This is a genomic window from Enterococcus florum (genome assembly GCF_004309355.1).
In the GTDB taxonomy this organism is placed as follows: Bacteria; Bacillota; Bacilli; order Lactobacillales; family Enterococcaceae; genus Enterococcus_A; species Enterococcus_A florum.
This window is the reverse complement of record NZ_BJCC01000037.1, coordinates 1-25,877: the sequence shown is the minus strand read 5'-3', so window position 1 is coordinate 25,877 and position 25,877 is coordinate 1. Positions and strand designations below refer to the sequence as shown.

23 protein-coding genes and 1 other RNA gene are annotated in these 25,877 nt (G+C 43.3%); 11 read left to right on the top strand and 13 right to left on the bottom strand.

Translation table 11 applies throughout. The features are described 5' to 3' along the window. Positions 1 to 16 precede the first annotated feature (16 nt). Together NRIC_RS18000 and NRIC_RS17995 are read right to left on the bottom strand one after the other, a co-directional pair. Positions 17 to 1,471 (bottom strand): ATP-binding protein, encoded by a 1,455-nt coding sequence (locus NRIC_RS18000; protein WP_146624106.1) that lies wholly within the window; start codon positions 1,469 to 1,471, stop codon positions 17 to 19. Next, complete coding sequence (locus NRIC_RS17995) at positions 1,468 to 2,187, bottom strand: winged helix-turn-helix domain-containing protein (RefSeq protein WP_146624105.1); 720 nt, start codon at positions 2,185 to 2,187, stop codon at positions 1,468 to 1,470. Before NRIC_RS17995 ends, NRIC_RS18000 begins: the two co-directional genes overlap by 4 nt. Positions 2,188 to 2,333: 146 nt before the next feature. Here NRIC_RS17995 and NRIC_RS17990 point away from each other — a divergent pair, with 146 nt between their 5' ends. Both NRIC_RS17990 and ssrA read left to right on the top strand, forming a co-directional pair. Next, positions 2,334 to 3,101, top strand: coding sequence for a Cof-type HAD-IIB family hydrolase (locus tag NRIC_RS17990; RefSeq protein ID WP_146624104.1), 768 nt, complete (start codon positions 2,334 to 2,336; stop codon positions 3,099 to 3,101). Between the two features lie 70 nt (positions 3,102 to 3,171). Next, positions 3,172 to 3,539: a transfer-messenger RNA gene (gene ssrA, locus NRIC_RS17985) on the top strand. 101 nt (positions 3,540 to 3,640) lie between these two features. Here ssrA and NRIC_RS17980 read toward each other — a convergent pair. After that, positions 3,641 to 3,832 (bottom strand): hypothetical protein, encoded by a 192-nt coding sequence (locus NRIC_RS17980; protein WP_146624103.1) that lies wholly within the window; start codon positions 3,830 to 3,832, stop codon positions 3,641 to 3,643. A gap of 675 nt (positions 3,833 to 4,507) precedes the next feature. Between NRIC_RS17980 and nox the strand changes: the two genes are divergently transcribed. Beyond that, positions 4,508 to 5,842, top strand: a complete 1,335-nt coding sequence (gene nox, locus NRIC_RS17975; protein WP_146624102.1) for a H2O-forming NADH oxidase — start codon at positions 4,508 to 4,510, stop codon at positions 5,840 to 5,842. 72 nt (positions 5,843 to 5,914) lie between these two features. On the opposite strand, the gene NRIC_RS17970 is transcribed toward nox, so the two are convergent. Further along, positions 5,915 to 7,261, bottom strand: a complete 1,347-nt coding sequence (locus tag NRIC_RS17970; protein ID WP_146624101.1) for a citrate/2-methylcitrate synthase — start codon at positions 7,259 to 7,261, stop codon at positions 5,915 to 5,917. Between the two features lie 171 nt (positions 7,262 to 7,432). Between NRIC_RS17970 and acnA the strand changes: the two genes are divergently transcribed. The 4 genes from acnA (at position 7,433) to NRIC_RS17950 (ending at position 12,191) form a co-directional block, all read left to right on the top strand. Continuing rightward, positions 7,433 to 10,093, top strand: a complete 2,661-nt coding sequence (gene acnA, locus NRIC_RS17965; RefSeq protein WP_146624100.1) for an aconitate hydratase AcnA — start codon at positions 7,433 to 7,435, stop codon at positions 10,091 to 10,093. A 2-nt stretch (positions 10,094 to 10,095) separates the two neighbouring features. After that, positions 10,096 to 11,325: an NADP-dependent isocitrate dehydrogenase gene (gene icd, locus NRIC_RS17960; protein WP_146624099.1), complete on the top strand. Its 1,230-nt coding sequence runs from the start codon at positions 10,096 to 10,098 to the stop codon at positions 11,323 to 11,325. A gap of 94 nt (positions 11,326 to 11,419) precedes the next feature. Beyond that, positions 11,420 to 11,989 (top strand): GNAT family N-acetyltransferase, encoded by a 570-nt coding sequence (locus tag NRIC_RS17955; protein ID WP_175580157.1) that lies wholly within the window; start codon positions 11,420 to 11,422, stop codon positions 11,987 to 11,989. Next, positions 11,976 to 12,191: a hypothetical protein gene (locus NRIC_RS17950; RefSeq protein ID WP_146624097.1), complete on the top strand. Its 216-nt coding sequence runs from the start codon at positions 11,976 to 11,978 to the stop codon at positions 12,189 to 12,191. The genes NRIC_RS17955 and NRIC_RS17950 overlap by 14 nt, the downstream gene beginning before the upstream one ends. A gap of 25 nt (positions 12,192 to 12,216) precedes the next feature. On the opposite strand, the gene NRIC_RS17945 is transcribed toward NRIC_RS17950, so the two are convergent. Beyond that, complete coding sequence (locus tag NRIC_RS17945) at positions 12,217 to 12,444, bottom strand: hypothetical protein (protein WP_146624096.1); 228 nt, start codon at positions 12,442 to 12,444, stop codon at positions 12,217 to 12,219. Between the two features lie 112 nt (positions 12,445 to 12,556). Further along, on the bottom strand, positions 12,557 to 13,030 hold the full coding sequence (gene msrC / locus NRIC_RS17940; RefSeq protein ID WP_146624095.1) for a free L-methionine (R)-S-oxide reductase MsrC: 474 nt from the start codon (positions 13,028 to 13,030) through the stop codon (positions 12,557 to 12,559). Positions 13,031 to 13,305: 275 nt separating this feature from the next. On the opposite strand from msrC, the gene NRIC_RS17935 reads away from it, so the two are divergent. Next, a complete protein-coding gene (locus NRIC_RS17935) occupies positions 13,306 to 14,700 on the top strand; it encodes a peptidoglycan DD-metalloendopeptidase family protein (protein WP_146624094.1) in 1,395 nt (464 codons plus the stop codon). 39 nt (positions 14,701 to 14,739) lie between these two features. Here NRIC_RS17935 and NRIC_RS17930 read toward each other — a convergent pair whose 3' ends face one another. Then, on the bottom strand, positions 14,740 to 15,213 hold the full coding sequence (locus NRIC_RS17930; protein ID WP_146624093.1) for an SAM-dependent methyltransferase: 474 nt from the start codon (positions 15,211 to 15,213) through the stop codon (positions 14,740 to 14,742). Between the two features lie 15 nt (positions 15,214 to 15,228). Then, the gene (locus NRIC_RS17925; RefSeq protein ID WP_175580156.1) at positions 15,229 to 16,074 is read right to left on the bottom strand and encodes a MerR family transcriptional regulator; all 846 of its coding nucleotides are present in this window, start codon (positions 16,072 to 16,074) and stop codon (positions 15,229 to 15,231) included. Between the two features lie 103 nt (positions 16,075 to 16,177). Here NRIC_RS17925 and NRIC_RS17920 point away from each other — a divergent pair, with 103 nt between their 5' ends. Continuing rightward, complete coding sequence (locus tag NRIC_RS17920) at positions 16,178 to 17,041, top strand: SPL family radical SAM protein (RefSeq protein WP_146624092.1); 864 nt, start codon at positions 16,178 to 16,180, stop codon at positions 17,039 to 17,041. Between the two features lie 74 nt (positions 17,042 to 17,115). Next, positions 17,116 to 18,000: a LysR family transcriptional regulator gene (locus NRIC_RS17915; RefSeq protein ID WP_146624091.1), complete on the top strand. Its 885-nt coding sequence runs from the start codon at positions 17,116 to 17,118 to the stop codon at positions 17,998 to 18,000. A gap of 68 nt (positions 18,001 to 18,068) precedes the next feature. Here NRIC_RS17915 and NRIC_RS17910 read toward each other — a convergent pair whose 3' ends face one another. Further along, positions 18,069 to 19,754 carry a glycerophosphodiester phosphodiesterase family protein gene (locus NRIC_RS17910; protein ID WP_175580155.1) on the bottom strand — a complete coding sequence of 562 codons (1,686 nt, stop codon included), beginning with the start codon at positions 19,752 to 19,754 and terminating at the stop codon, positions 18,069 to 18,071. Positions 19,755 to 20,120: 366 nt separating this feature from the next. Here NRIC_RS17910 and NRIC_RS17905 point away from each other — a divergent pair, with 366 nt between their 5' ends. Then, a complete protein-coding gene (locus NRIC_RS17905) occupies positions 20,121 to 21,221 on the top strand; it encodes a glycerol dehydrogenase (protein ID WP_146624089.1) in 1,101 nt (366 codons plus the stop codon). An 86-nt stretch (positions 21,222 to 21,307) separates the two neighbouring features. Here NRIC_RS17905 and NRIC_RS17900 read toward each other — a convergent pair whose 3' ends face one another. The 4 genes from NRIC_RS17900 to NRIC_RS19375 form a co-directional block, all read right to left on the bottom strand. Beyond that, the gene (locus NRIC_RS17900; protein WP_146624088.1) at positions 21,308 to 22,657 is read right to left on the bottom strand and encodes a peptidoglycan DD-metalloendopeptidase family protein; all 1,350 of its coding nucleotides are present in this window, start codon (positions 22,655 to 22,657) and stop codon (positions 21,308 to 21,310) included. A 468-nt stretch (positions 22,658 to 23,125) separates the two neighbouring features. Beyond that, positions 23,126 to 24,022 carry a diacylglycerol/lipid kinase family protein gene (locus NRIC_RS17895; RefSeq protein WP_146624087.1) on the bottom strand — a complete coding sequence of 299 codons (897 nt, stop codon included), beginning with the start codon at positions 24,020 to 24,022 and terminating at the stop codon, positions 23,126 to 23,128. Between the two features lie 103 nt (positions 24,023 to 24,125). Further along, positions 24,126 to 25,328: a M20 family metallopeptidase gene (locus tag NRIC_RS17890; protein WP_146624086.1), complete on the bottom strand. Its 1,203-nt coding sequence runs from the start codon at positions 25,326 to 25,328 to the stop codon at positions 24,126 to 24,128. A gap of 259 nt (positions 25,329 to 25,587) precedes the next feature. Then, on the bottom strand, positions 25,588 to 25,728 hold the full coding sequence (locus NRIC_RS19375) for a hypothetical protein (RefSeq protein ID WP_175580154.1): 141 nt from the start codon (positions 25,726 to 25,728) through the stop codon (positions 25,588 to 25,590). Positions 25,729 to 25,877: the final 149 nt, after the last annotated feature.

Below are 25,877 nucleotides of genomic sequence, written 5' to 3'. Positions count from 1 at the left end.
GCAGATCTTGATCGATCTACTCCGTTTTTTCGATGTCTTTGTCTGGAAATACGATCGTAAAGGTAGTTCCTTCATTTATCTGGCTGTCCACTTGAATCTTGCCTTTGTGCAATCGGACTAATTCTTGAACGATCGAAAGGCCCAATCCGGACTCGCCGTATTTGGTATTTTTTCTCGATGGATCGACCTTGTAGTAGCGATCCCAAATATTCTTGGTTTGTTCCTCGGTCATGCCAATGCCTGTATCAGAGATTTTGATTGCTGTACCATCTTCCTGCTTGCTGAGTTCTACAGAGACCGTACCGTCTGTAGTAAACTGAATCGCATTTTGCAAAACGTTGACCATGATCTGTACAAAACGGTCATAATCCGCATACACCGGAACAGATTCCTCAGTGAGCAGAACCAATTCATCTCCGGCAGCCTCGGCTTTTCCGGCCAATTGTGTCAATAAGGTCTTAAAAACGTCTGTAGCATTAAATTTCTGGACAACGATGCTGATCTGATTGGTACGAATCTTTTCATAATCCAAGTTTTCGTTTACCAAACGAATTAGCCGAGCCGTTTCATTTTGCATCAGGCTGATTGCCTTTTTCTTTTGATCTTCCGGAATCGCGTTGTATTGCATTCCCTCTAACAGCCCATTAATCGTGGTCAGTGGTGTACGCATCTCGTGAGCAGCATTTGCCATAAATTGTCGGCGGCGTTCCTCTTGTCTTTCGATCTCCTCTTGGGACTCCTTCAGCGAGACTGCCATGCTGTTAAAATCGTTGGCCAAATCGTCAAATTCATCCTTATCCTTACTAGGTATCACCACATCAAAATTGCCGCTGGCGATCTTCTTAGTGGCTGAACGCATGCGGTTGATGCGTTTTACCTGAGTCACAGCGAAATAATAGCTGACAAAGGTCGCTACTACAGAGGCAACAATAAATCCCTTGAACAGGTCGCTGGTCACCAGCTTTACACTGGAATCGACATTTTTTGCCGGTTGCGTCACAATCAACACTCCGTAAAAATCACTATTTATAAAAAAAGGGGCCATCGCATAGGATGTACTTCTTGGCTGTCCATAAATATCCTTTGATTTCGTAACCTTTTGTTCTTGTCCTTGCTTTAGAGCTTCCCATTGTTTTTTAGTGATCAGGTTCTGCTCGGCGATTCGCAGATCGCTTGGGTATTCGATCATTTGATCCTTGCTCACAAACACAAATTTGACGTTTTGCGGCTGAAGCATCCCCTCGGTCAGAGTGATCGCTTGAAGAAAGTTTAAGTCATTCGAAATATGCGGATTGACTTCACTAAGTTTCTTCGTGGTCTCTTCGATCGAATCGGTAAATCCGATCAATTGATTGTAGTTGTTTTCCTCCATACTGCGGCGGGTAAACTGAGTAAATGAAATGCCAAGTGTCAATAAAATCAACAAGATCAATCCAGCAAAGGCAAGGAGTTGTTGATAGAGGTATTTCATTTGCCTACTCCGGAATCATCGAATTTGTAGCCAACACCCCAAACTGTTTGGATCACCTGGGGCCCAACCTTTTCGATTTTTTGGCGCAGCTTTTTGATATGAGCGTCCACAGTTCGTTCATCGCCAAAATATTGATAGTCCCACACCATTTCCAGCAGCTGCTCTCGAGTGAAGACTTGGCGAGGTTTTTTAGCCATCGTGTACAGCAGGTCAAACTCTTTGGGTGTCAATCCGTCGATTGGCTGTTCATCTAAATAAGCCTCGCGGGTTTTAAGATTCATTTTGAAATGCTCTGTTTGAATGTCATATTCCCCCGGCTTCTCTGTTTGGTCCTGTTGCTCCATGGCCAGTTCACTGCGGCGATGAAGTGCCTTAATCCTCGCGATCAAGGTCAATGGTGAGAAAGGCTTCGTCACATAGTCGTCTGCACCCATTTCCAGGCCAATCACTTGATCACTCTCGGAATCTCTGGCGGTCAGCATAATAATCGGCACGGTGTTGGATATCTTTCGAATCTCACGGCCCACTTCCATTCCATCCATACTAGGCAGATTCAAATCCAATGTGATCATATCCCACTTTTCAGGCTCTGCCTTAAATGCATCCAAGCCTTCTTTTCCGTCGTATTTAAAGGTCGCTTCCCAGCCTTCATTTAAAAAAAACATTTGCATCATTTCTGAAACTGATTCATTGTCTTCAATCATTAATATATTCATTCATACGTCCTCCGATCGCACATTTCTCAACTCTTAGTATACTCTAATTCAGCTTTTTCAACCATTACCTTACAATTATCTTCAATAAGTATTTGTTTTTTCTTCAATTATTGCTAAGATAAGAAAAAAGACAAAGGAGTTGACATATGTATCAAGCAATCACCTTTTTTGATCTGGACGGAACCCTGTTGGATGAACATTCACAGGTAACGCCTGACATTTCTGAGGCCATGCTTCAATTAAGAAAAAATAAGATCCTGCCGATCATTGCGACAGGCCGCAGCGAGGCAGAAATTCAAGAGATTAAGCAGGCTGCCAATATTGATTCGTCTGTAACCATGAATGGAATGCTGGCGAAGGTTGGACAGACAATTGTTCAATCAAAAAAAATCGATCCCCTGCTTTGCAAACGGTTGATGGGCTTTGCCAAGCATCAAGAAGAGGAAGTCGCCTTTTTGTCCGAGGACAATGTTTATATTTCAGGATTGAGCGAGTATGTAAAACAATCCTATGCTCATTTTAATCTTCAGATACCGGATGTTCATTCTTCCGCTTACGAAGAAGACCCAACCAATATGATGCTGGTCTTGTCTGATAAAAACGACCATCAATACCAGAAGGCCTTTCCTGAACTTACCTTTTATCGAAACGGACCGTTTTGCATAGATGTGGTCAATGCCGGTGTTACCAAAGGACACGGCGTCAACGCCATCAAAGAATTTCTAGGGTATCAGGATATTCCCACCTTCGCTTTTGGCGACGGGATCAACGATTTAGGCTTATTTGACTCCTGTGATACCAAGATCGCTATGGGAAATGGATTGCCTGAAGTATTAGAGTGTGCAGATTACGTGACTGCTAAAAATACCGAAAATGGAATCATCAAAGCCTTAATGAAATTCAACTTGCTTTAAAAAAACATACATCTTTACTTTTTGATTGTTGCAGTGGTATACTATCTATTGCAACAATTTCTTGTATCATGGGGCCGTTACGGATTCGACAGGCATCGTTTGAGCTTGAATTGCGCTTCGTAGGTTACGTCTACGCTAAAACGTTACAGTTAAATATAACTGCTAAAGAAAACAACTATTCTTACGCTTTAGCTGCCTAAAAACAGTTAGCGTAGATCCTCCCGGTATCGCCCATGTGCTCGGGTAAGGGTCCTATTCTAAGTGGGATACGCTCAACCTTTCCGTCTGCAAGGTTGAGAAGAGCTCATCAGACTAGCAACATCAGTCGCCTGTCACTCGGCAGCTGATCACGCGAAACTTCAATCGAGTTGACTATGAGCGTAGATTTTTAAGTGGCAAGATGTTTGGACGCGGGTTCGACTCCCGCCGGCTCCATTCTGTACAAAAGGAGACGAACAAGGTGAGATCTCACCTTGTTCGTCTCCTTTTTAGTTTAAGAGTATTCCTTGATTTTAAAAGTAAAGGGACATAGTTGGCAGTTATTCCAAAAGCTCCGCTGCTTCCTGCTCTTGGTCCACAAAAACAAATTTCAGGTGATCGGGGTATACGTAAACAATTAAACGTTCTTTTTGAATGTCGGTCGTAGGGTAAAGCTGTTCTGTTGTTACTTTGTCACGATAGAGCTCTTTCAAAGCGATTTCTAACCCTGCATTGATAAATGGATTAAGCATACTTCTCCCTTCCTTTCCAGCGTCCAATCTTATCTTTATTATACGTGGAAAGTTAAAAAATAGCTTGTGATCTCAAAAAAAATTGTGTTTTTAATAAAATAGGATGAATGGTTCGATGCGTGATTGAAATCTACAAAATTCTAAGCGACTCGTTCATTTTCTTCATTAAGCCCCGTCACCTTTTGTTTCTCTGCGCATTGATCATAGTTGACCAAACGTCAATAATAAATTTCAATTCTATCGTTTTTATGTGATTTTGCGAAAAAAACCTTCAGCTTATAAACGACAGGTGTTTTTTTAAAGGGGAATTATCAATTATTTCCATAATCTTGTATAAATTTTTAACACTCTCAATCAATGTCTAGACATTCTCAATTACCTGAATTTTATTTCACAGTTTTCAGAAATCATCGTTGAATCTACAATATTTGAAAATCTTTAGAATTATTCTTAATATGGTTTTGTTTTTCTGCTATAATCGTATCTGAGAGCGATACCATGCTTAACAACTAGGAAAGCGAGGCGAATTTTCCATCGGATCTTAATTTGTCGTTAGTTCTTTTAAGTCAAAGGAGGCGCATCAAACGTTTAACGGGAGTTAGTATTTAGATTTGTGAAGTGCTAATCAATGAAATGAATTTAAAAACTTTTTTATCGAAAGAGAGGAATTTTTATATGCCAAAAACAGTGATTATCGGAGCAAACCACGCAGGGATTGCTGCAGCAAATACGTTATTAGATACTTACAAAGACCAAGAAGTCGTGATGATCGATCGGAACTCAAATTTGAGTTACTTAGGATGCGGGACTGCGCTTTGGGTAGGTCGTCAGATTGATTCTTATGAAGGACTTTTCTATACAAGAAAAGAGGATTTCGAAGCAAAAGGTGCAAAGATCATGATGGAAACGACCGTTGAACGTGTGGACTTTGCCAATAAAGAAGTCCATGCAGTTACAAAAGACGGCGAACGCTTTGTGGAATCTTATGATAAAGTAATTCTAGCAACTGGTTCAGTTCCTATTTCTCCAAAAGTTCCTGGCAAAGACCTCAAGAATATCCATTTCTTGAAGCGATTCCAGGATGGTCAATCGGTTGATGGCATTTTGTCTGATGATTCAGTCAAAAGTGTTGCAGTGATCGGGGCAGGATATATCGGTGTGGAAATTGCTGAAGCCGCGAAACGACGCGGAAAGGAAGTCTTGCTTTTTGATGCAGCAGCACGTTCATTGCCAAACTATTACGACAAATGGTTTACAGATGATATGGACAAAGTGTTGGCAGATCATGGGATTGAACTTCACTTCAATGAACTAGCGCGCGAATACAAAGGGACGGATAAAGTCGAAGCTATTGTGACGGACAAAGGAGAATACCCTGTTGACCTAGTCATCAATGCAATCGGATTCTTGCCAAACAATGAATTAGGCAAAGAACATTTGGAATTATTTGCTAACGGTGCTTATGTCGTGGATCGTCATCAGCAAACAAGTGATTCCTCTGTCTACGCAGTAGGCGACTGTGCGACGATTTACTCAAATGCGCTGCAAAATACAACGTATATTGCTTTGGCGACTAACGCTGTTCGCTCAGGGATCGTAGCTGCTCATAACATTGGCGGAACCGCGCTAGAGTCAACAGGCGTTCAAGGTTCAAACGGAATTTCGATCTTTGGGTATAACATGGTTTCGACGGGGGTTTCTGTGGAGACCGCTGAGAAAAATGGCATGCGAGTGAAATACACTGAGTTTGAAGACCTGCAAAAACCAGGATTTATGAAAGAAAATGACAAAGTGAAAATCCGAATTGTTTACGAAGAAGACTCTCGCAGAGTGGTGGGAGCGCAATTGGCTTCGACGACCGCGGAAATTGCTATGGGCATCCATATGTTCTCACTGGCGATCGAAGAACAAGTAACGATCGACAAAATGAAACTATTGGATATCTTCTTCTTACCGCACTTCAACCAGCCATACAACTACATCACGATGGCGGCACTAAGCGCTGAGTAAGACAACAAACGACCAATTTTGCGATTGGTCGTTTTTCTTATCTCTCGAACAAAAAAACTAGTGCGCGCAGCACTAGTTCCGATCTTCTAAATTTGTATAATCTACTTCCTCGGAGACCTCCATGTAGGCTGGTCGAATGATTTTCTGGACATTCACTAATTCTTCGATCCGATGGGCAGACCAGCCGACGATCCGAGCGATCGCAAACATTGGTGTATACAATTCCTGCGGCAAGTCCAGCATGTTGTAAACGAAGCCGCTGAAGAAATCGATATTGGCACTAACTCCTTTGTAAAGCTTGCGATGCTTTTTGATCACTTCTGGTGCAAGTCGTTCTACTTTGCGATACAATTCGAAATCGGCCTCGGCACAAGAACCCTTTTCGCTCGCTAATTTCTCAACGTAGCGCTTGAAGATCTCTGCCCGCGGATCGGACTCTGCATAGATTGCGTGCCCCATTCCGTAAATCAACCCTTGGCGATCAAAGGCTTCTTTATTCAGAATTCGTTCCAAATAATCCTCGATCTGCTTTTCATCATTGATATCTGTCAGGTTCTCCTTCAGATCATCCATCATTTGAGTAACTTTGATATTGGCACCGCCATGCTTTGGTCCCTTGAGCGAACCCAGAGCAGCTGCGATCGTGGAATACGTATCTGTACCACTTGAAGTTACGACTCGCGTTGTGAAAGTCGAGTTATTCCCTCCCCCATGCTCCATGTGCAGAACAAGTGCCATATCCAATGTTTGGGCTTCTTGGAAGGTGTATTTCTTGTCTGGACGAAGCATCGTCAGGATCGTTTCTGCAGTACTCAAAGATGGAGATGGCAAGTGGATATACATGCTCTCGCCCTTCGCATAATGGTTGTAAGCATGATAGGAGTAGACGGCGATCATTGGAAAGGTGCTGATCAGGGACAGAGATTGAGACAAGACATTTTCAATACTAATATCATCTGCTTTTGGATCATAACAACCTAATGTCAAAATGCTTCGTGATAACATATTCATAATGTTATGCGAAGGCGCCTTCATGATAACATCTCTCACAAAATTCGTGGGAAGTGTTCGTCTTTGCGCCAACGTCTCCATAAATTCTCCTAGCTGCTTTTGATTTGGCAGCGATCCAAATAATAACAGATAACTGACTTCCTCAAAACCCAGTCGGCCCTCCGACACAAAGCCCCTGACTAACTCATTGATATCGATCCCTCGATAACGCAATTCCCCACTGCGTGATATTAAATCGTCAGCCAAAACCTTTTGCGGATGGATTGTCGAAATATTCGTTAGACCAGCCAGGACGCCTTTCCCATTTAAATCCCGCAAGCCTTTGTTCACATTATGCTTTATGTATAGGGCAGAATCCAAGTAATCTTCTTGCCGACAAATCTCAGCCATTTTGTTTAAATCTAGCATATTCGTATCCTCCAATCTATTTCTATGTTGTATTACCGGCTCATTTTTCATTATAACACCATTATTTTAAAATGAAATACTTTTAATAATTTGATTTACAATCTTTTTCTTTCCTCGTATAATAAAGCCAATCGGATTTTGATTGATAACATACTATGGAGGGATCGTAGATTGGATTGGAAAAAAGAGATCATCGTCAATGACGAACAATACATATTTTTTGATATAAAGCATATTTTGTCTTCCTATCAAAAAGATGTTGCTGACTACCCATACAGCATTCGAGTATTGCTAGAAAGCTTGGCTCGCCATCAGGAATACGACGCATTGGAAGCATTGGTCAATTATCAGCCGCAAGCACCGGAAGGGGTCATTCCCTTTCGCCCGTCTCGTGTGATCCTGCAGGATTTTACTGGAGTTCCTGCCGTGGTGGATCTGGCTGCCATGAGGGATGCCGTTGTCGCATTAGGCGGGAAGCCTGAGGATATTAACCCTGAGATTCCGGTTACTCTTGTGGTGGATCATTCGGTCCAAGTCGATTGTGCCGGCACGAAGGAAAGCTTGGCTTTCAACACCGAAAAAGAATTTGAGCGAAACCAAGAACGGTATCAGTTCCTAAAATGGGCTCAGCAAGCCTTTGAAAACTTTGAAGTGGTACCGCCGGAAACCGGGATCATTCATCAAGTCAACCTGGAATTTTTATCTGACGTAATTCTGTCGCAGGAAAAAAATGGCGAGCAACTGTTGTTCCCAGATTCGCTTGAAGGAACGGACTCTCATACTACGATGATCAACGGCCTCGGCGTATTAGGCTGGGGAGTCGGCGGAATCGAAGCCGAAGCGGCGATCTTGGGAGAGGCTTCCTACTTCCCGACACCCGAAGTGATTGGCGTTGAATTAATCGGTACATTGGCTACAGAAACCACAGCAACCGATCTTGCGCTGCATTTGACCCAGTTGCTGAGAAATGAAAAAGTTGTCGGAAAATTTGTTGAATATTTTGGAAAAGGCTACCGCAGTTTAAGTCTTTCTGATCGCGCGACGATCGCTAATATGGCACCAGAATACGGCGCAACTTGCGGATTTTGTCCGATCGATGAAGAAACGCTGAACTATTTACGTCTGACTGGGCGTTCCGAATCACAAATCCAATTAGTGGAAGCATATACGAAACAAAACCAGCTTTTCTATGATGAAACAGAGACACCGACGTATACTCGTGTGATTCGATTAGACTTGTCAGAAGTTAAGCCTTCTCTAGCTGGACCAAAGCGGCCGCAAGACCGTATTCCGTTAGATCAGGTTAAAACAAACTTTGAAGCCTCCTTGACGAAACCGAGCGGACCACAAGGCTTCGGACTATCTAATGAAGAGATCGGCAAAACAGGCAAGGTCTCCGAGGAGCTTGAGCTGGCTACTGGTGATTTGGCCTTGGCTGCAATCACCAGCTGTACCAATACCAGTAACCCTTCGGTGATGGTGGCAGCCGGTCTATTAGCGAAAAAGGCTGTAGCACTTGGCCTGAAGGTGGCTCCGACGATCAAAACATCGCTAGCTCCCGGCTCTAAAATCGTCACGAACTATTTAGAAAATGGCAACCTGCTGGAGCCGCTTGCTGCACTTGGCTTTGACATCGTCGGGTATGGCTGTACAACTTGTATCGGCAATTCCGGACCGTTGGATCAACAGGTGGAAGAAGCGATTCAAGAAAATGATTTGGTGGTATCGGCAGTGCTTTCTGGCAATCGTAATTTTGAAGGCCGGATCCATCCACTGATCAAAGCGAATTATTTGGCTTCGCCTCCTCTTGTGGTGGCTTATGCTTTAGCTGGGACGATCACTAAGGATCTCACTGTTGAGCCGATCGCGGTAGTTTCCGGCAAAGAAGTTTTCTTAAAGGATCTTTGGCCGACGCCTGAAGAAGTTGAACAGTACATTGAAACCTACCTAAACCCTGAGGACTTCCAACAAGCGTATGAAGGGGTTTACCAATCTAATGAACGCTGGAATGCGATCGAAACTTCCGAGGGAGCCACTTATGAGTGGGATGACCAGTCGACGTATATCGCCAACCCGCCATTTTTCGAAAAGCTGTCCAAAACGTTAGACACTCCGCCTTCACTAACCAACTTGAAGGTTTTGGCAAAATTCGGCGACACCGTCACGACGGACCATATCTCTCCAGCAGGAAATATTTCTTTGCAATCCCCTGCTGGACAGTATTTGAAACAACGTGGATTGGATTACAAGGACTTCAATTCCTTCGGCTCTCGTCGGGGAAATCATGAGGTCATGATGCGCGGAACCTTTGGCAATATTCGGATCCAAAACCAATTGACTCCTGAAACCACTGGCGGCTATACCATTTATTGGCCTACAGAAGAACAAATGAGCATTTACGATGCTGCGATGCTGTATCAACAAGAAGCCATTGGCACGATCATCTTGACAGGAAAAGACTATGGCATGGGCTCTTCACGTGATTGGGCTGCAAAAGGAACTTCCTTGTTAGGAGTAAAAGCTGTCTTAGCCGAAAGCTATGAACGGATTCATCGCAGCAACTTAGTGATGATGGGTATCGTTCCACTGGAGTACATGGAAGGACAATCGGCCGAGACTCTTGGATTCACCGGAAAAGAAGCATTCTCGATCGACCTGCCAGATAATCCTGCGATCAATCAGCTGGTAAATGTGCAGGCGATAAAACAAGACGGCACCACCCTCGACTTCCAGGCTAAATTGAGGTTCGATGCACAAGCCGATATCGATTATTGGAAAAACCAAGGAATTCTTCCATTGGTGATCCGCAAAAAAATGACGGAGGAAGCTTAACGATGAGCAATCAAGAATATCCAACGATCCCCTTTATTGAAGGAGATGGTATCGGTCCAGAAATCTGGGAAGCAACGAAAAAGGTAGTCGATACGGCTGTCTCGACTTGTTACCGGGACTCGAAAAAAATCAACTGGATCGAAGTGTTAGCCGGTGAAAAAGCGTTTAAACAAACGGGTGATTGGTTGCCGGAAGAAACTGTGGCAGCCATCCAAGAACACAAATTGGCGATCAAAGGACCGTTGACCACCCCGATCGGTGAAGGCTTTCGCTCCTTGAACGTAACCCTACGCCAAACTTTAGACCTCTACGCTTGCGTTCGACCTGTTCGCTACTTTGACGGTGTCCCGTCTCCCTTGAAAGAGCCTGAAAAAACTGATATGACCATCTTCCGTGAAAATACCGAGGATGTTTATGCTGGAATCGAATTTGCAGCTCAGTCGGCAGAGGTCAAGCAGCTGCTTGATTTTCTGACTTCACAGCTGTCTGTCGATAAAGTTCGGTTCCCGGAAACCAGCGCGATCGGGATCAAGCCGATCTCGGAGGAAGGCAGCCAGCGTTTGATTCGTTCAGCGATGGACTATGCGATTGAGCATCAGCTAACGAGACTGACCATCATCCATAAAGGAAACATCATGAAATTCACAGAAGGAGGCTTCAAGAACTGGGGCTATCATATGATTGAGGCGGAATACCCGCAGGCATTCACAATGAATCAATATAAGCAGATTCAAGCAGAGCAAGGCAAAGCGGCAGCCGATCAGTCATTAGATAACGCCAAGAAGGCGAAGAAAGTCATCGTGGACGACGTGATCGCTGATAATTTCCTACAGCAGATTTTGCTGCATCCAGAAAATTATCAGGTCGTTGCAACAACGAACTTGAACGGCGATTATATTTCTGATGCATTGGCGGCTCAGGTCGGCGGGATCGGTATTTCCCCTGGCGCAAATATCAATTACCAAACAGGGCATGCCATTTTTGAGGCCACTCATGGGACGGCACCGGACATTGCAGGCGAAGGCCTGGCCAATCCGTGCTCCTTACTGCTTTCGGCTACGATGCTGTTGGACTATCTAGGTTGGTACGAAGCCAGCCAGAAGATCGTACAAGCCATTGAGCAAGCGATCAAGGACCAAAAGGTCACTCATGATTTTGCCCAAGCTTTGAATATTCAAGCCTTGACTACCTCCGATTTTGGAGAGGTTCTTTGTTCATTTATTCAACAATAATAAGAACCGGTCTATTTGAAAAGATAGACCGGTTTTGCTTTTATGCATTGATTGATTATAATAAGCATCAAATACTATAGGGAGGTGTATGTTTATGACTTCGATTTATCTGGTTTTACCATCGATCGATCATGAAAAGCAAGCCAGTGAAATGAAGCAGGAGTTCTTTGATCACCACGAGCCTAAGATCGACGGAGGCAACCGGTTCGATGAAATGGACTATCGCGCTTGGTTAGATCATCTAGCTCTCTGCCGGACTTCAGAAATAGAAAAAACCGGCTGGGTCTCAGCAACAACCTTTTTTGCGGTGCGGGAAGCCGATCAAAAGATAATCGGGCTGGTTGATCTGCGTCACCACATCCAACACCCAATTTTGCAAGAGTATGGCGGTCATATCGGGTATGCTGTCAGACCAAGCGAACGAAGAAAAGGCTACGCGAAACAAATGCTCGAACTTGTTTTGCAGGAGGCCAAAAAGATTGGCTTAACAAAAGTAATGGTGAGCTGCCTTGAAGATAATCCAGGTTCCGAAAAAACCATTTTGGCCAATCAAGGGAAACTGAGAGAAAAGAAGCGCCATTCAAACGAGAAAAACATCCATATTTATTGGATCGACTTGAATAGTATCAAAACGAATGAGGAGAGTCGGTATGAATTATTATGAATCGATAGGAGATCTGCTGTTGGACTTGCATGCAGATTTGCAGGATATTGGTGATGAAATCATCTGGGTCTATTACGATCAAGAGGAAAAAGTTATTGATTATCGCTACAAAGCCTCCCCGGATGAGAAAAGGCCCGTACCTTTACAGCAGCAAACGATTAGAGAAATGAATGCTTCGGAATTATTTAAATCTTTGCAATAAAAAAGGCCTAATCGGCCTTTTTTATTTAACTGAAAAAGCATTCTGAGGACACGATTCCAGCGACTTCACTATATTTAATCATGACTTTTCCATCCGCAGCATTGATTTTGTCGGCATCAAGTCCATAGAACCGCTCTACATTTACGATACAGCCCTCGTCTTCTTTCTTTACAACTTCTCCAATGATCGGACGTGCAAAATCGGTTTTACGGCATTCGTAGTTTTTTCCAATAACAATCGCTTCTTTTCTCATTTAACCACCTCATTGTTCGTTTTAACTACATTATAATTGTATCATTAACTTCATTAATGTGCCATATTAAACGCAAAAAGCGATTAAATATGAGGTGTAATTTTATAATTTGCTAAACGTTTTCTAATAAAAGCGTAACATATTGCTCTAAATAGAACTGATCAATGTGATCGTACATCCCGACTTCGGAGCTGTCTAGATCCAATACTCCGATCAGCTGTTCCCCCTTTTTCATTGGTACGACGATCTCTGACATCGCAGTTGAATCACAAGCGATATAGTTTGCATGTTCTGTCACATTCTTGACGATCAAGGTCTGATTTTTTTCTGCCGCCTCCCCACAGACCCCTTTTCCCATCGGAATATGGATACAGGAGACATTGCCTTGAAAAGGCCCTAAGATCAACTCCCCGTCTTTATAAAGATAATAGCCAGCAAAAACAGTCTCCTGCAGGGTTTGATTCAGCAATGCTGACGAATTTGCCAGATTGGCGATCAGGTCGGTCTCCCCTTCCAACAACGCCTTTTGTTGTTCAAGCATCAGTTGATATGCTGCTTCTTTTTCTTCTTGATTGTTCCAAACCATCGAAAATTCCTCCTTTGTTCCACAATTTTACCGTATGTTTTTTAAACCTGCCATTCATTTATAAGCAAGAGCTATATAAATGCTCAACATTCCGATAAAAAAACTTTTAAAAGATTTTCTAGTGTCTTAAATAGGCTTTCTCACAAGTATAATATTTCATTAAGATTACAAACTATACGGTTAGATAAAAATTGAGCAATTCCCCCCTTTTCTTTGAAGAATTCAGCTATAATCAAATCGTTAGAATTTATTTATATTCGTAAGTGAGGAAAACTATGATCAAATTAAGAAAATACACAGCATTGACTTTATGTGCGTTCATCTTGGCCGGACCAGTCGTTGCCAGTGCCGATGAATACGATCAAAAAATCGCTGAAAAGGACCAAAAGATCGAAAGTCTTCAAGAGACTGAAAAGTCTGCAGAAGCCGAGAAAGCTCTTTTGGAAACGGAAGTGGCCAATGTAGAAGCGCAAGTGGAACGGATTCTTCAAGAGAAAGCCGAAGAAGAACAGAAGCTGAGCGAGTTGACTGCTAAAATTCAAGATCTTCAGGCGAAAATCGAGAAACGTGATCAAAAACTAAAAGAACAAGCACGAAATGTTCAAACCAATCACGATGCGGTTACCGTCATGAATGCTGTGATGGAATCAAACTCGATCGGTGAAGCAGTTAAGAAGACCGTTGCCGTTTCGACGATTCTGACTGCCAACAAGAACACGATGGAGCAGCAAACACGAGACAAAGAAGAATTGCAAAAGCTTGAAAAAGAAGCCGAAGCTCGTCTGGTCGTAATCAACGAGAAAACAGCTGAACTAAAAAGCAAGCAAGACAAATTGGTTCAAACGAAATTGGATCAGCAAGTCAAAATCAACGAGATCCAAGCAAGCATTGCAACCGAACAAGCGGAAAAAGACAAATTCCAAAAACAAAAAGAAGAGGCTGAGAAAAAACGTCAAGAAGCCTTGAAAGCACTAGAGGAACAACGCAAGAAAGAAGCCGAAGCTCGCGAAAAAGCACAAGCGGAAGCGGAAAAGCAAGCGAAGGCAGCTGCAGAAGCCGCTCAAAAGGCTGCCGATGAAGCAGCGGCTCAGCAAGCAGCAGCTCAAACCGCACAAGAAAAATCAGAAGCTGAGATGGCGGCGTTGGAAGCACAGCGCCAGCAGCAACAAGCAGAACAGCAAGCTCAACAAGCTGGTAGTGTTACTGATCCAAGTGCATCAGGTGTCCCTTCAACCAATCCAGGAGCAGGCACACCGGCTACCAACAGCAGCGGTTGGGGTTCTCCACTTTCAATTGGTTTAGTCGTGACTAGCCCATTCGGTCCTCGTGTAGATCCGACTGGATTATCTGGTACACAGCATGATGGAATAGACTTTGCCGGATCAGCAGGCACACCGATCCATGCAGCTAAATCAGGGACCGTGATTGAAGCGCAATACCATTGGTCTGCTGGAAACTATGTCATCATCAAACATTCAGATGGCTACTATTCATACTATATGCATATGAATGCAGCTCCAAGTGTAGGGGCTGGACAACAAGTCAGTCAAGGACAAGTCCTTGGAGGAATGGGAACAACTGGCAACTCAACGGGCGTTCACTTGCACTTCGGTGTATCCACTGGCGTTTGGTCTGGATTCGTAAATCCAGCGCCATTACTAGGAATCTAAACAACGATAAGAGGCTGTGACGGTGTCACAGCCTCTTTTTTAACTTGGAAAATTGAATTCTGCACTCCAATCAAACGCTCCGGAAGCCTCATAGCTTTGCGGCCAATGCCTGCACCATTCCGGTGTATGATAAGTCTCGATAATATCGCTGCTCGGTGTATAAGGCTTTAAATCCAAGACTGGACTGCCGGATTCAGCATCGATATAGATGACTTCAATGGTTCCTGCTACTTCGTCAATCGCAAGAATCTCAGCGATAGAGACTGCGATCGGATTCGGGCGAACAGGCCCTCTCGTCGCGAAAACACCTAGTTCTTCTGGTCCATGAACATACGGTTTTTCTTGAATGACTTGCTTTCTCAACTCAGGTATATCCAGCTGATCAAACCAATACAACACTTTGACATGGCTGAAATCTTTTAACCCCTTCAACCCTTCCTTCACTTCAGGAATCAGTGTAATAACTGCTTTATCCCCTTCTTGTCTAACTGTACCAATCGATGTTACTTTCATATTATCCCCTCCTGATTAGAGGATAATCCCTGACGTTGTGTGAGGGTCAACCACTGATTTCAACGGAATTTGAATTTCTGTAAAATAATCCTCTGGATCCTCTGTTTCTTCTGGTCCCACAAAGGATACTTGTCGTGTTGTCGTGCTCATTTCATATTCTGGGTGATTTTCTAGCCAGCTGGCAAACGCATGGTAGGCCTCTGGTAGTTGATGGTAGTTTCCCTCCACTTGAATTGATCCCACCAATGGCAGCTCAGGAAATTCTCGAACCTGCAAAGGCTGTTGGACAGATATCAGATGTTCGATGGCGTAGACGACTTCAATATCAATGCTGCCCTCTTCATATTTCTGATCGTGAAAAATCGTGGCATTGTTAGGAACTTGCGGGCTGATTTGGATCTCTTGCTTCGCTAGCAAGGCATGAAACGTTTCCCACATGCTTCCCTCGTGGTAAAAAGTCGGAATCGTTCCTCGTAACGAAACCCCGAAAAAGGCTGGAACCGTTTTGACTTCTATGCAGTATTCCCTTGGCAGATCAATCTGCAATATTCTGCGCTCGATCATCTCGAGCCGCTGCTGATCCTTCTCGATCTCTGTCTGAATTTCTTTTGATTTCTCGATTAATTCACGTTTGAAATCTTCAGGACCTTCCGTCAGAATCCGCTTGATTTCTTTCAAGGAAAATGTTAATTCCTTTAACATCAAAATGCGTTCCAACTGTTCGAGTTGATGGGCTTCGTAATACCGATAGCCAGACTCATCATCGATTTTTTTTGGATGCAGCAAGCCGATCTCGTCATAATGGCGCAGCATGCGAATGGACACATGAGCCAATTTTGAAAACTCTCCAATTTTTAACATATTTCTCCTCCATTGCATATTATATACTGACTTTTCCTTGTTGTCAGATAGATTTTATGAGATAATCAACAAGACGAACAGACGTTCCCAAAGGAGGACCGCCATGCATTATGCCCCGTATAAAACCATCCTGTCTCCCAAAAACAATATGAACCTCTATCGCGGGTGCACCTACGGCTGTATTTATTGCGACAGCCGCAGCGACTGTTATCAATTAAATCATGTATTTGAAGATATCGAGGTCAAAGAAAATGCCGTCGCGATCTTGGAGGATCAACTGAAACGCAAGCGCAAGCCGGCAATGGTGACTACTGGAGCAATGACTGATCCCTACCTTCATACCGAGGAACGACTACAATTGACCCGTCAAGCCCTTGCTTTGATTAAAAAATACCGTTTTGGAATCGCAATCCAAACCAAGTCCAGCCGTATTTTGCGAGATCTGGATCTATTGCAGGAGATTCACCATCAAACAAAAGCCGTTGTTCAGATGACTTTGACGACCTATGATGAAAAACTCTGTAAGCTGATCGAGCCGAATGTCGCGACGACACTTGAACGCTTTGAAACCTTAAAAGTTTTTCAAAAGGCCGGGATTCCCACCGTCGTTTGGCTCTCGCCCATTTTGCCGTTTATCAACGATACAGAAGAAAACTTGCTGGGGATCTTAGATTATTGTATACAGGCTGGGGTGAAAGGAATCCTCTGTTTTAGTTTTGGAGTCACCTTGCGTGCCGGAAACCGCGACTATTTCTATCGCAAGCTGGACCAGCACTTCCCAGGAGTCAAAGAAAAGTATATCCGGGCTTACGGAAACCAATATGTCTGCAACAGTCTCAACCATTCGAAGCTAATGGCTTTATTTATCAAAACGTGCCAAGCCAATCATATCATGTACCGAACAGAGGAGATTTTCAGATTTTTACATACTTATGAAGGGCAGGAAGAACAGCTTTCGCTATTTTAATCTAAAATCATCTAAAAAATAGATGATTTTTTTTTGTATAATTGATAAAATCTATTTATGAATGAGGTGTGATCATGAATTTACGTCAATTAGAATATTTTCTTGCGCTCGCGGAAACCGAACATATGACCAAAGCAGCCAAGCAATTACAAACATCGCAACCAAATATCAGCCATGCGATGTCCACACTGGAACAAGAACTCGGTGTTTCTCTGTTTAAGAAAAATGGACGAAATATTTTCTTAACGAAGAATGGCCGTCTGTTTTATAGCTATGTAGCCCCTTCCTTGCAAGAAATTTACAAGGGTCAAAAAGTGTTGAACAGTTTGGCCAATCCGGTTCCTGGAGAGATCCACTTTGGATTTATCTACACGGTCGGGTCAAAATTAGCTCCAGGAATCATCAAACGGTTTAAAAACCAAGAGGTCCATCAAAACGTGCAATTTGAATTTTATCAAGGAAATTCAAAACAGATCGTGGAGATGCTGAAGGAGGGGATCATCGATGTCGGTGTGTGTTCAAAGGTCAAGAATGATCCGGAGATCCAATTCTCTGTTTTTGCCAAAGAGGAACTGGTCGTTGTCGTACCGGATGACCATCCGCTGGCTGAAAAGGATGCTGTGTTTTTAGAGGAGACCATCAAATATCCCGTTATCTATTATACGAAAGAAAGTGGACTGCGACCCCATCTGGACAGCATCATGAATGATCTTGATATTCATCCAAAGATCGAGTACGAGCTGGATGAAGACCATAGTGTATTGGGATTTGTCGAAAGTGATTTCGGCATCGCCTTTATGCCAAGTATCCCTTCGATCTCGTCTTACGGAGTCAAAAAACTGCGAATCCTAGATCGCCTCCCTGAAAGATATCTTTATTTGGCCACTAAGCGCGAAAATCTGCATACTCCGATTATTCGCGATTTTTGGGATTTTTGCCGCAACGAATTTGAGTCATAGAAGAAGGAAAACAGAACAAATCAAAAAGCAGCGATCTGATTAAAAACAGACCGCTGCTCTTTAATTTGTCAGAAGGATTTAGGGCTGGTTTTGGCTGTGATAAAATCAACGCCCAGCGCTTCTGCCTTCCCCCATTCTCGTTTTGGAACAGTCCAGGCATTCACCTGCAGCCCTTGCGATTGTGCTGCAGCTACCAGATCGACCTTAGACTGAATATTTTCATAACGCACATCTAAACCTGCATTGCTGCCCAAACGATGGACATCAGCGATAATTTGCTCATCAAGCTCCTCGCTTAGAAGCTGTACGCGAATATTCGGCAGTCGCCGCTTGACTTCTTGCAGCTGCAGATAGTTAAAGGAGATCACAGTGCCGCTATCCGCGAATCCGTATTGACCAATTAGATTCGTCAAACGATCAAAATCGTCAGCCGTTACATTTTGGGCTTTGATATCGATTAGCGGGATCGCCTGTTTGTTCTGCATGATCATCAGAAATTCTTCCAATGTCGGAACGATCAAATGGTTTGGACTATAGCTGCCAACATTGGTTCCGGAATCAATTCGCAGGCTTCTGATCTGGGCCAGCGTCATCTGGCTGACTGCCCCTGAACCATTGGTCATCCGATCCACATAGTCATCGTGCAAAACCACCCAGTGCTTATCGCTGGTCAATTGAACATCCGTTTCAACACCCCAAGTATTCGCCTGCTCAAAAGCAGGAATAGAGTTCTCGGGTGCGACTTTGCTATTGCCGCGATGGACCACATAGCGAACATCGTCAATTTTTTCACTATAAGCCAAGTTCTCAGCAGAAATATAGCCTTTGTTTGTTTTGAAGATCTTCTGTTCATCATTGTAGACCACGCCCACAATTCGAACCATCGAATTGCGCTGCAATTGATTGGCTCCTTGATTCAACTGACGATTTTTATAGAGGGTCGAATCCTGAAGTACCCGCAAGCGTTTTGGCGAGGTCAGATTGATCTCAGCAGAATCACCAAGACTATGTGCGGTCAATCCGTTTTGACCCGTAAAAAATGCTTCCGTTTTGTAGGCTCCATTTTGAAATTTGAAATCCTCGTAATCAACCCGAACTTTATAGTTCGCTGCATCTTGTCGCACTGCCTGGTATTTTTTTGTGTCGCTTTTATCATCCTTTGTCCATACGGGAACCTCCAGCTTCTCCACATCAGAAGGGCTGTCGACCTCAATCAGAACATCGAACTGTCCTTTATCCGTTCTCGACGTATCCAATGTTGTCTGAATACGAGGCCGAGCCACAACAAATTCTCCAAATTCGATCTCTTCAAAGCTTCCATCGCTATGAGTGACGGCTATATGTAACTGATAGCGTCCTGCTCGTTTGTAGTCACTGATGGAAATATCAGCTTGCCAGGTCTGGTTCACTGGCTGAAATACAGCCGCATAGGTGTGACTGCCAGCATTTTCCTCATCCACCGAAACCAGATAATCGATTTTCTCAATATCCTTAGCATAAGAAAAATCAGCCATCGCCCGATACGTCGTTTGTTTTTTCTCCAAGTCGATAAGGCGAAAAACAGGTCGAATATTCAAGTACTCTTCAGGATTTGCCTTTTCATGGTAGAACTGATTGTCCAAGGTCTCAGAAAATTGACCGTTTATCCAGCTCGCATCCTCTGCCACCCATTTTAATTTTTTAGAAACGGAATACGCCGGGAATTTCCTTTGAGAATATGGCGTGCCTTGGGTGAGATCAAAAGTTGATTCCACTGTACTCTCCTCAATGGCATTCGCGGTCTCTCCAACCACGATCAAAAAAACAAGTCCAAATAGTAAAAAAAGCAAATTCAATTTATTAAAATAATCTAATTTGTTCATATGTGCAAGTATAAGTATAAAATCTTCATTTGTCTACATTTCCACTATTAAAAATAAGCGAATTTGACCATTGTTTTAAATTATTTTTTGTCAAACAAACGTTGGAACAAAGCTAAACGAAAAGAAGATCACAGAATTACTGTCAAAAAAAAGAAGCTGAGATTCTTTCTAAATGATGAAAATTTACTAAGCATCTTTTTTGAAATTGGTTTCATTCTGTGCAACACTAGAAGCTACTACTTATTGGAGGTTCATACTATGGAAAGAATTTTTGCAAGTCCGTCTCGTTACATTCAAGGCAAAGGCATGTTGAAATACGGCATAAAGTACATTAAAGCCTTAGGAAAAACCGCCTTGTTGATCACCGATGAAGAGGTATGGGAAATCGTTGGTGAGGAATTATTTGACCGCATGAAAGAAAATGACATGGAGCCCGTAGAAGAAATCTTTGGCGGCGAAGCCTCAGAAGATGAAATTGATCGAATCACAAAAAAAGCAAAAGAAAAAGACATTGAAGTGATCGTCGCTTTAGGCGGCGGAAAGGCCATCGATACAGGAAAAGCTGTTGCGGATGAGTTTGATCTGCCTCTTGCAGTCCTGCCAACAGTCGCTTCGACTGATGCGCCGACATCTGCCTTATCGGTAATCTACTCACCAGAAGGAAGCTTTGAAGGCTATCGTTTTTACGACAAAAATCCAGACTTGGTTCTCGTAGATACCGAAGTGATCGTCAATGCCCCGCCTGAATTATTAGCAGACGGGATCGCTGATGCGTTAGCTACCTTTGTAGAAGCACGTGCGGTAGCCCAAAAACGTGGAAAAACAATGGCCGGCGGAGCTCAAACAGCAGCAGGGATGGCGATCGCCGAAAAGGCAGAAGAGGTGTTGTTTGAAAATGCCTTAAAAGCGATGGAAGCCAATAAAGCCCACGTAGTCACCGAAGCCTTCGAACAAATCGTTGAAGCCAATACTCTACTTAGCGGATTGGGATTTGAGAGTGCTGGACTTGCAGCAGCGCATGCGATCCACAATGGGTTTACTGTACTGGAAGGCGAAATTCATGACTTGTCTCATGGTCGGAAGGTAGCCTACGGGACGCTGACCCAGCTGATGCTGGAAAATGCTGATTCAGAAGAGCTGAACAATTATATCGAATTGTATCAGCTGCTTGATCTGCCGACAACGTTAGAGGATCTGCATCTAAAGGATGCATCCTACGAAGAGTTGCTGAAAGTCGGTGAACAAGCAACTATTGAAGAGGAAACGATTCATGAGATGACTTTGGACGTTACACCCGAAGATGTTGCCGCTGCCTTAAAAGCGGTGGACACCTATGTGACCACTTATTTCCCTAAATAGGCACTGATCCACTCGATCATTCGGGTGGATTTTTCATTCACAAAAACGATCAGGCTATTCCCTCATGTGAGGATAGCCTGATCGTTTTATTCATCGAACAATACCGGATAAGGGTCAATCAAATCAGACTGAGAAAAATCAGAACTGGATGACAATTCCAAGTGCAGATGCGGTCCTGTACTATTGCCAGTCGAACCAACAAAGCCGATCAAATCTCCCTGTTGAACTTTTTCGCCTGCTTTTACAGAATACTCGCTTTGATGGGCATATAAAGTCGAATACCCATCCGGATGATCGATCACTACATAATTGCCCCACGAGGAATGATACTCTGCTTTTTTGACCGTGCCTTCCTTGCTGGCATAAATCGGTTCTCCCTGTGGTGCAGCCATATCTATACCTCGGTGGAATTCTCTGCCGCGCGGTCCAAAATGGCTGCTGATATCATACTGAGCCATAGGGATCGCATAGCCGCTGACGTTCACATCAAGGTCGGTCCCTTCTTTATCGTACTCGGTCAACTCATAAGTTTCGATCAATCCATTTAGCTTTTGATTGTACTGTGTGTCTGTTGCGTACTTGCCAGTTAAAAACTTAGTTGCGTCTTCGTAAGACTCTGTATTGCTTTTCCAGGCGCCGCTGTAAAACTCAGGATTGCCTGCAATGCCTTCTTTAATCAGCTCTGCATAGTCCTCTAAACTCTCTTGATAGGAATCGTACACGCGAAACCCATCATTGATGGTGATCATGTTCCCACCACCAGTGTCTTCTTGTGTACTAAAAGATACACTTTTTCCTTTGTATGCCCCCTTAATACCAAAAAGATTGTAATAGGGTGCCTGTGACAGACTGCTGCTGCCATTGCCTGACTCTAGTAATGCTTGAGCAATAATGACTGACGCATACAGATCATTTTCTTGACCCACTTTTCTTGCCGAGTTGCCAATTTTGCGAATGAAGCTCTCTGCAGTCTCATTTTTTTCAAAATGAATGGAGCCATCTTTAGCCTCGGTTTCCTCTTCACTACTAATTATCGGTACAGAAGGTGCCACGTAACTAGGCTGTTGGGTTTGCGGCTGCCCTGGAGGCACTGGTGTCGGTGCTGGCTTTTCAGGTTGAGGATCTGGCGTTGGCGGCTGCTCAGTTTCTTTGGGCGGTTCTGGCGCTGGTGGTTCTTCTCCGCTTTCTTCAGATGGTGGTTCTGGCGCTGGTTCCTGACTTTCACCGCTCTCGTCTTCGCCGTCTGATTCATTTTCCTCAATCGGATCTGTTGGTGAAGGAACGTTGTTTGTTTGACTTTCTTCTGTTGGCTCTGCTATGCTTTTTACTGTCTTGATCGTCGGGTCTGCTTCACTAGCAAACGATGCAGTTGGCAAAAAGACTCCGAATTGAGCAGTCAAAACCATAGCCGCGATCAGTTTCATACTTTTTTTCATTGACATCTCCTATTTCCGTTCTTTAGATATGAAGACTGCTTGCTATTTTTTAACCTAGATCCGTAAGCATCAATCAGATTAAAATCCTCTCAGATGGATGATCTTAAAAAAATAGATAGCAGATAACTTTTTACCATGATAATTATACTAGAAAATAAGCAATTTTTTACAGTAATACGCTTTTTTTCTCATCATTTTATTCTTTTTACGGCCTATATATTAGTATTTTTGATATTTTTATGTATGTTCACTAAGTTTTTAAGAATATTTTTAATATTTTTAATCAAAATCATCAAAAAGTTATAAATGGCCGAGTTTTTCACAAAAGGAAGTAACAAATTTATTCATTTTGTTGAGTTTACACAAGTGTATACATGAGGTTTTGAATAGAAAAAAGACTTGCTGCTTCTTTTGCAGGCAAGTCTTTTTAGTGTAATATCTTTTTATGTTGTTATTTTAAGTGGCCGATCACGAGGGATCCCCTGTATACACCGTTAAATGTCCCGGAAGAACGCTGACCTCGACAGGCAACGAGTCGCCTTCATCCCCATCCACATTTGTGGACAAATGAGTGTCTTCCAACAAATCGACAGTGATAGTCTTCGCCGTCTGGTATCCGACATTTTTAGTGGATCGATCTACGCCCTTTAACAAAGTAGGCACTGTTTTTACAGTTTCGATAAACCGGGAATCTTTGAGGTAGATGAGATGCAGTCGGCCATCATCTATTTGGGCTTCTGGAAGCAGCTGTTCAAATCCGCCGATTGAGTTGGTCAAGCCGATTAAAATCGTGCTGCTTTTGATTTCCAGCTGATTACCATCCGCCGTTACGCTGAACGAAAACGCCTGATTTTCCGATAATTGTTTAAAACCGGAGACAAAATAGGCCAATTTTCCAAGCTTCGTCTTTTCCTCTGGATCGACATCCTTAATCCCTTCTGGAATCGCGCCGATTGCTACCACATTTGAAAAAAAGCGACCATTTATTTTGCCAAGATCCAACTTGCTGGTGCGCTCAAAATCAAAAGAATCAATGGCTTTCTCCACGTTTAGCGGGACATTGAGTGCGCGGGCCAAATCGTTGACTGTACCCATCGGAAAGAACCCGAAATAGGGACGATGTTCCTGCTCCGCCAGTCCATTAATGACTTCATTCACGGTTCCATCGCCGCCCATAACGAAAACGCTATGGTAATGATCGGAGGCTGCCTCCTTTGCGAATTCTTCAGCATCGCCAGCTTTTTCCGTTTGTTGAATATCCACCTCATCAAAATAGCGGCTTAATTTTTCTTTTGCCTGTACCTGATAATCCAGTGCTTTTTCCTCGCCAGAACTGGGATTGATAATTAATCGAGCTTTCTTCATAATTTTCCTCCATTCTCTTTCAACCAGTGACAAAAAGAGCACTGGATGCATTTCTCTTCTTCTATCATATACGAAAGGAAGTAAAACGCCGCGAAATAAGCTTTTAAATGAATGACATTTCCTGGACGTCAAAATACTCCAAAATCAATGCAAGGTAAAAGCGAATAGAATCCAGCAAATCAGAGATTTCCACAAATTCATTTACCTTATGGTTGTTCGTAGGATCACCCGGTCCATAGATGATCAACGGTGGAAACGTGCCGTCACTTTTTTTCATTACACAAGCATCCGTACCGAAAAAAGTACCAGCTGCCTTTACTTCTTTTGAAAAAACGGCTTTGCTGGCCTCAAAAGCGGCCAAGCAGAGCGGGTCATCTAAGGCTGTTTCGGTTGACGGATGGTTGAACCGAACACGATAAGTCAGATTAAACGTGTCCTCTTCTGTTTCAAGCTCCTTGATGATTTTTTCAATAGCGGCTGTAATCTCATCATGATCCACCCCTGGTGTCGTCCGAATATCGATCGTGCTCTTGCAATTCACTGGCAGTGCATTGCTGATCTCGCCAGCATGCATGGTCGTGATATTCAGCGTTGGCTTTCCTAGAAGCGGATGCTCAGCTACACCAAAATCATAATGACGGAATTTCTCGATAAATTTGATCGTGTTCAACAGTGCATTTACACCCTGCCAGGAAACACCCGGATGAGCAGAGATTCCTTTTGACTCCAGTTCGACCCAATACGTCCCCATTTGAGTCACGTACACCTCCTTGTTGCTGGCTTCAGCAATCAGGATACCGGAAATATCGTCTACACCATGTTCGTCCATAAAGGCAAGTGCCCCGTCTAATTCCGTTTCCTCTCCAGCCGTTCCGAGAAAGGATAAAGTGCCATTTAAAACAATCCCAGCTTTTTGCAAATAACACATAGACAATACCAAAGCTGCAACGCCGCCCTTCATATCGCAAGTTCCGCGTCCATACATTCGACCCTTTCGAATCTCTGCTTCAAAAGGATCGGACAACCAGCCTTCACTTAGAGGAGGTACGGTGTCAAAATGCCCACAAAGCATCAAATGTCGTCTTGTTCCGGTGCCGACTGCTGCTCGAAGATTGCCTCGGTTGTTCCCTAGATCATCAATAAACGCTGGAATGTCGTATTCTTCAAATTTTTCTGCAACAGCGACTGCCACATCGCGTTCGTTAAAATCCGGAGGAAAACTTTGAATACCCACCAGCTGTTTTACCAGCGCTAAGACCTCTTCTTCATCAATATACGACAAACATTTCTCTAATAATCGAGTCATCTCTGCTCATGTCCTTTCTCTTCTTAGATTAAAGTATAGTATGATTCTTGGTGCAATACTATGTATTCTTTTGATTACAACCCTTTTGCAGCGGTGGTTTCTGCAATCAGTAATTTCAGGTATACTTAACACTAACTTTGAACGGGAGGTTAAGAGATGACTTATACGATTGGCGAATTTGCCAAGCTGACTAATTTTTCAATCGACACACTCAGGAAATACAGTGAAATTAGCTTGCATATATCTCTTTTCCTACACCTCAAAAATAATCCAAAATCATTGCTAGGTAAGAGCGAATGGAGCCCAGCAAATCAGTGATTTCCACATATTTATTTACTTTGTGGTTATTCGTGAAACCATCTGGTACATAGGCGATCAGCGGCTGAAAGCTCTCAGACATTCCTAAATCACAAATCTAATCATAACCACCCGTGAAAACGGGTGGTTTGCTCTTCGGCTGGAAGCCTCTCTTACCGGCCACGGCCTAAAAGGCCTTCTGAAAGCTTCCCCCCGCACCACTTTTACTCGCTGATTCTAAAAGAATCTCAC

Coding starts and splice junctions, on each gene's coding strand:
- NRIC_RS17945 (WP_146624096.1), bottom strand. CDS start 12,444: ATGAGAAAAGAAGCGATTGTTATTGGAAAAAACTACGAATGCCGTAAA.
- NRIC_RS17990 (WP_146624104.1), top strand. CDS start 2,334: ATGTATCAAGCAATCACCTTTTTTGATCTGGACGGAACCCTGTTGGAT.
- NRIC_RS17895 (WP_146624087.1), bottom strand. CDS start 24,022: ATGAAGAAAGCTCGATTAATTATCAATCCCAGTTCTGGCGAGGAAAAA.
- NRIC_RS17935 (WP_146624094.1), top strand. CDS start 13,306: ATGATCAAATTAAGAAAATACACAGCATTGACTTTATGTGCGTTCATC.
- NRIC_RS17905 (WP_146624089.1), top strand. CDS start 20,121: ATGGAAAGAATTTTTGCAAGTCCGTCTCGTTACATTCAAGGCAAAGGC.
- icd (WP_146624099.1), top strand. CDS start 10,096: ATGAGCAATCAAGAATATCCAACGATCCCCTTTATTGAAGGAGATGGT.
- NRIC_RS17915 (WP_146624091.1), top strand. CDS start 17,116: ATGAATTTACGTCAATTAGAATATTTTCTTGCGCTCGCGGAAACCGAA.
- NRIC_RS18000 (WP_146624106.1), bottom strand. CDS start 1,471: ATGAAATACCTCTATCAACAACTCCTTGCCTTTGCTGGATTGATCTTG.
- nox (WP_146624102.1), top strand. CDS start 4,508: ATGCCAAAAACAGTGATTATCGGAGCAAACCACGCAGGGATTGCTGCA.
- NRIC_RS17950 (WP_146624097.1), top strand. CDS start 11,976: ATGAATTATTATGAATCGATAGGAGATCTGCTGTTGGACTTGCATGCA.
- NRIC_RS17970 (WP_146624101.1), bottom strand. CDS start 7,261: ATGCTAGATTTAAACAAAATGGCTGAGATTTGTCGGCAAGAAGATTAC.
- msrC (WP_146624095.1), bottom strand. CDS start 13,030: ATGGTTTGGAACAATCAAGAAGAAAAAGAAGCAGCATATCAACTGATG.
- NRIC_RS17955 (WP_175580157.1), top strand. CDS start 11,420: ATGACTTCGATTTATCTGGTTTTACCATCGATCGATCATGAAAAGCAA.
- NRIC_RS17925 (WP_175580156.1), bottom strand. CDS start 16,074: ATGTTAAAAATTGGAGAGTTTTCAAAATTGGCTCATGTGTCCATTCGC.
- NRIC_RS17900 (WP_146624088.1), bottom strand. CDS start 22,657: ATGAAAAAAAGTATGAAACTGATCGCGGCTATGGTTTTGACTGCTCAA.
- NRIC_RS19375 (WP_175580154.1), bottom strand. CDS start 25,728: ATGTCTGAGAGCTTTCAGCCGCTGATCGCCTATGTACCAGATGGTTTC.
- NRIC_RS17995 (WP_146624105.1), bottom strand. CDS start 2,187: ATGAATATATTAATGATTGAAGACAATGAATCAGTTTCAGAAATGATG.
- NRIC_RS17920 (WP_146624092.1), top strand. CDS start 16,178: ATGCATTATGCCCCGTATAAAACCATCCTGTCTCCCAAAAACAATATG.
- NRIC_RS17980 (WP_146624103.1), bottom strand. CDS start 3,832: ATGCTTAATCCATTTATCAATGCAGGGTTAGAAATCGCTTTGAAAGAG.
- NRIC_RS17930 (WP_146624093.1), bottom strand. CDS start 15,213: ATGAAAGTAACATCGATTGGTACAGTTAGACAAGAAGGGGATAAAGCA.
- NRIC_RS17890 (WP_146624086.1), bottom strand. CDS start 25,328: ATGACTCGATTATTAGAGAAATGTTTGTCGTATATTGATGAAGAAGAG.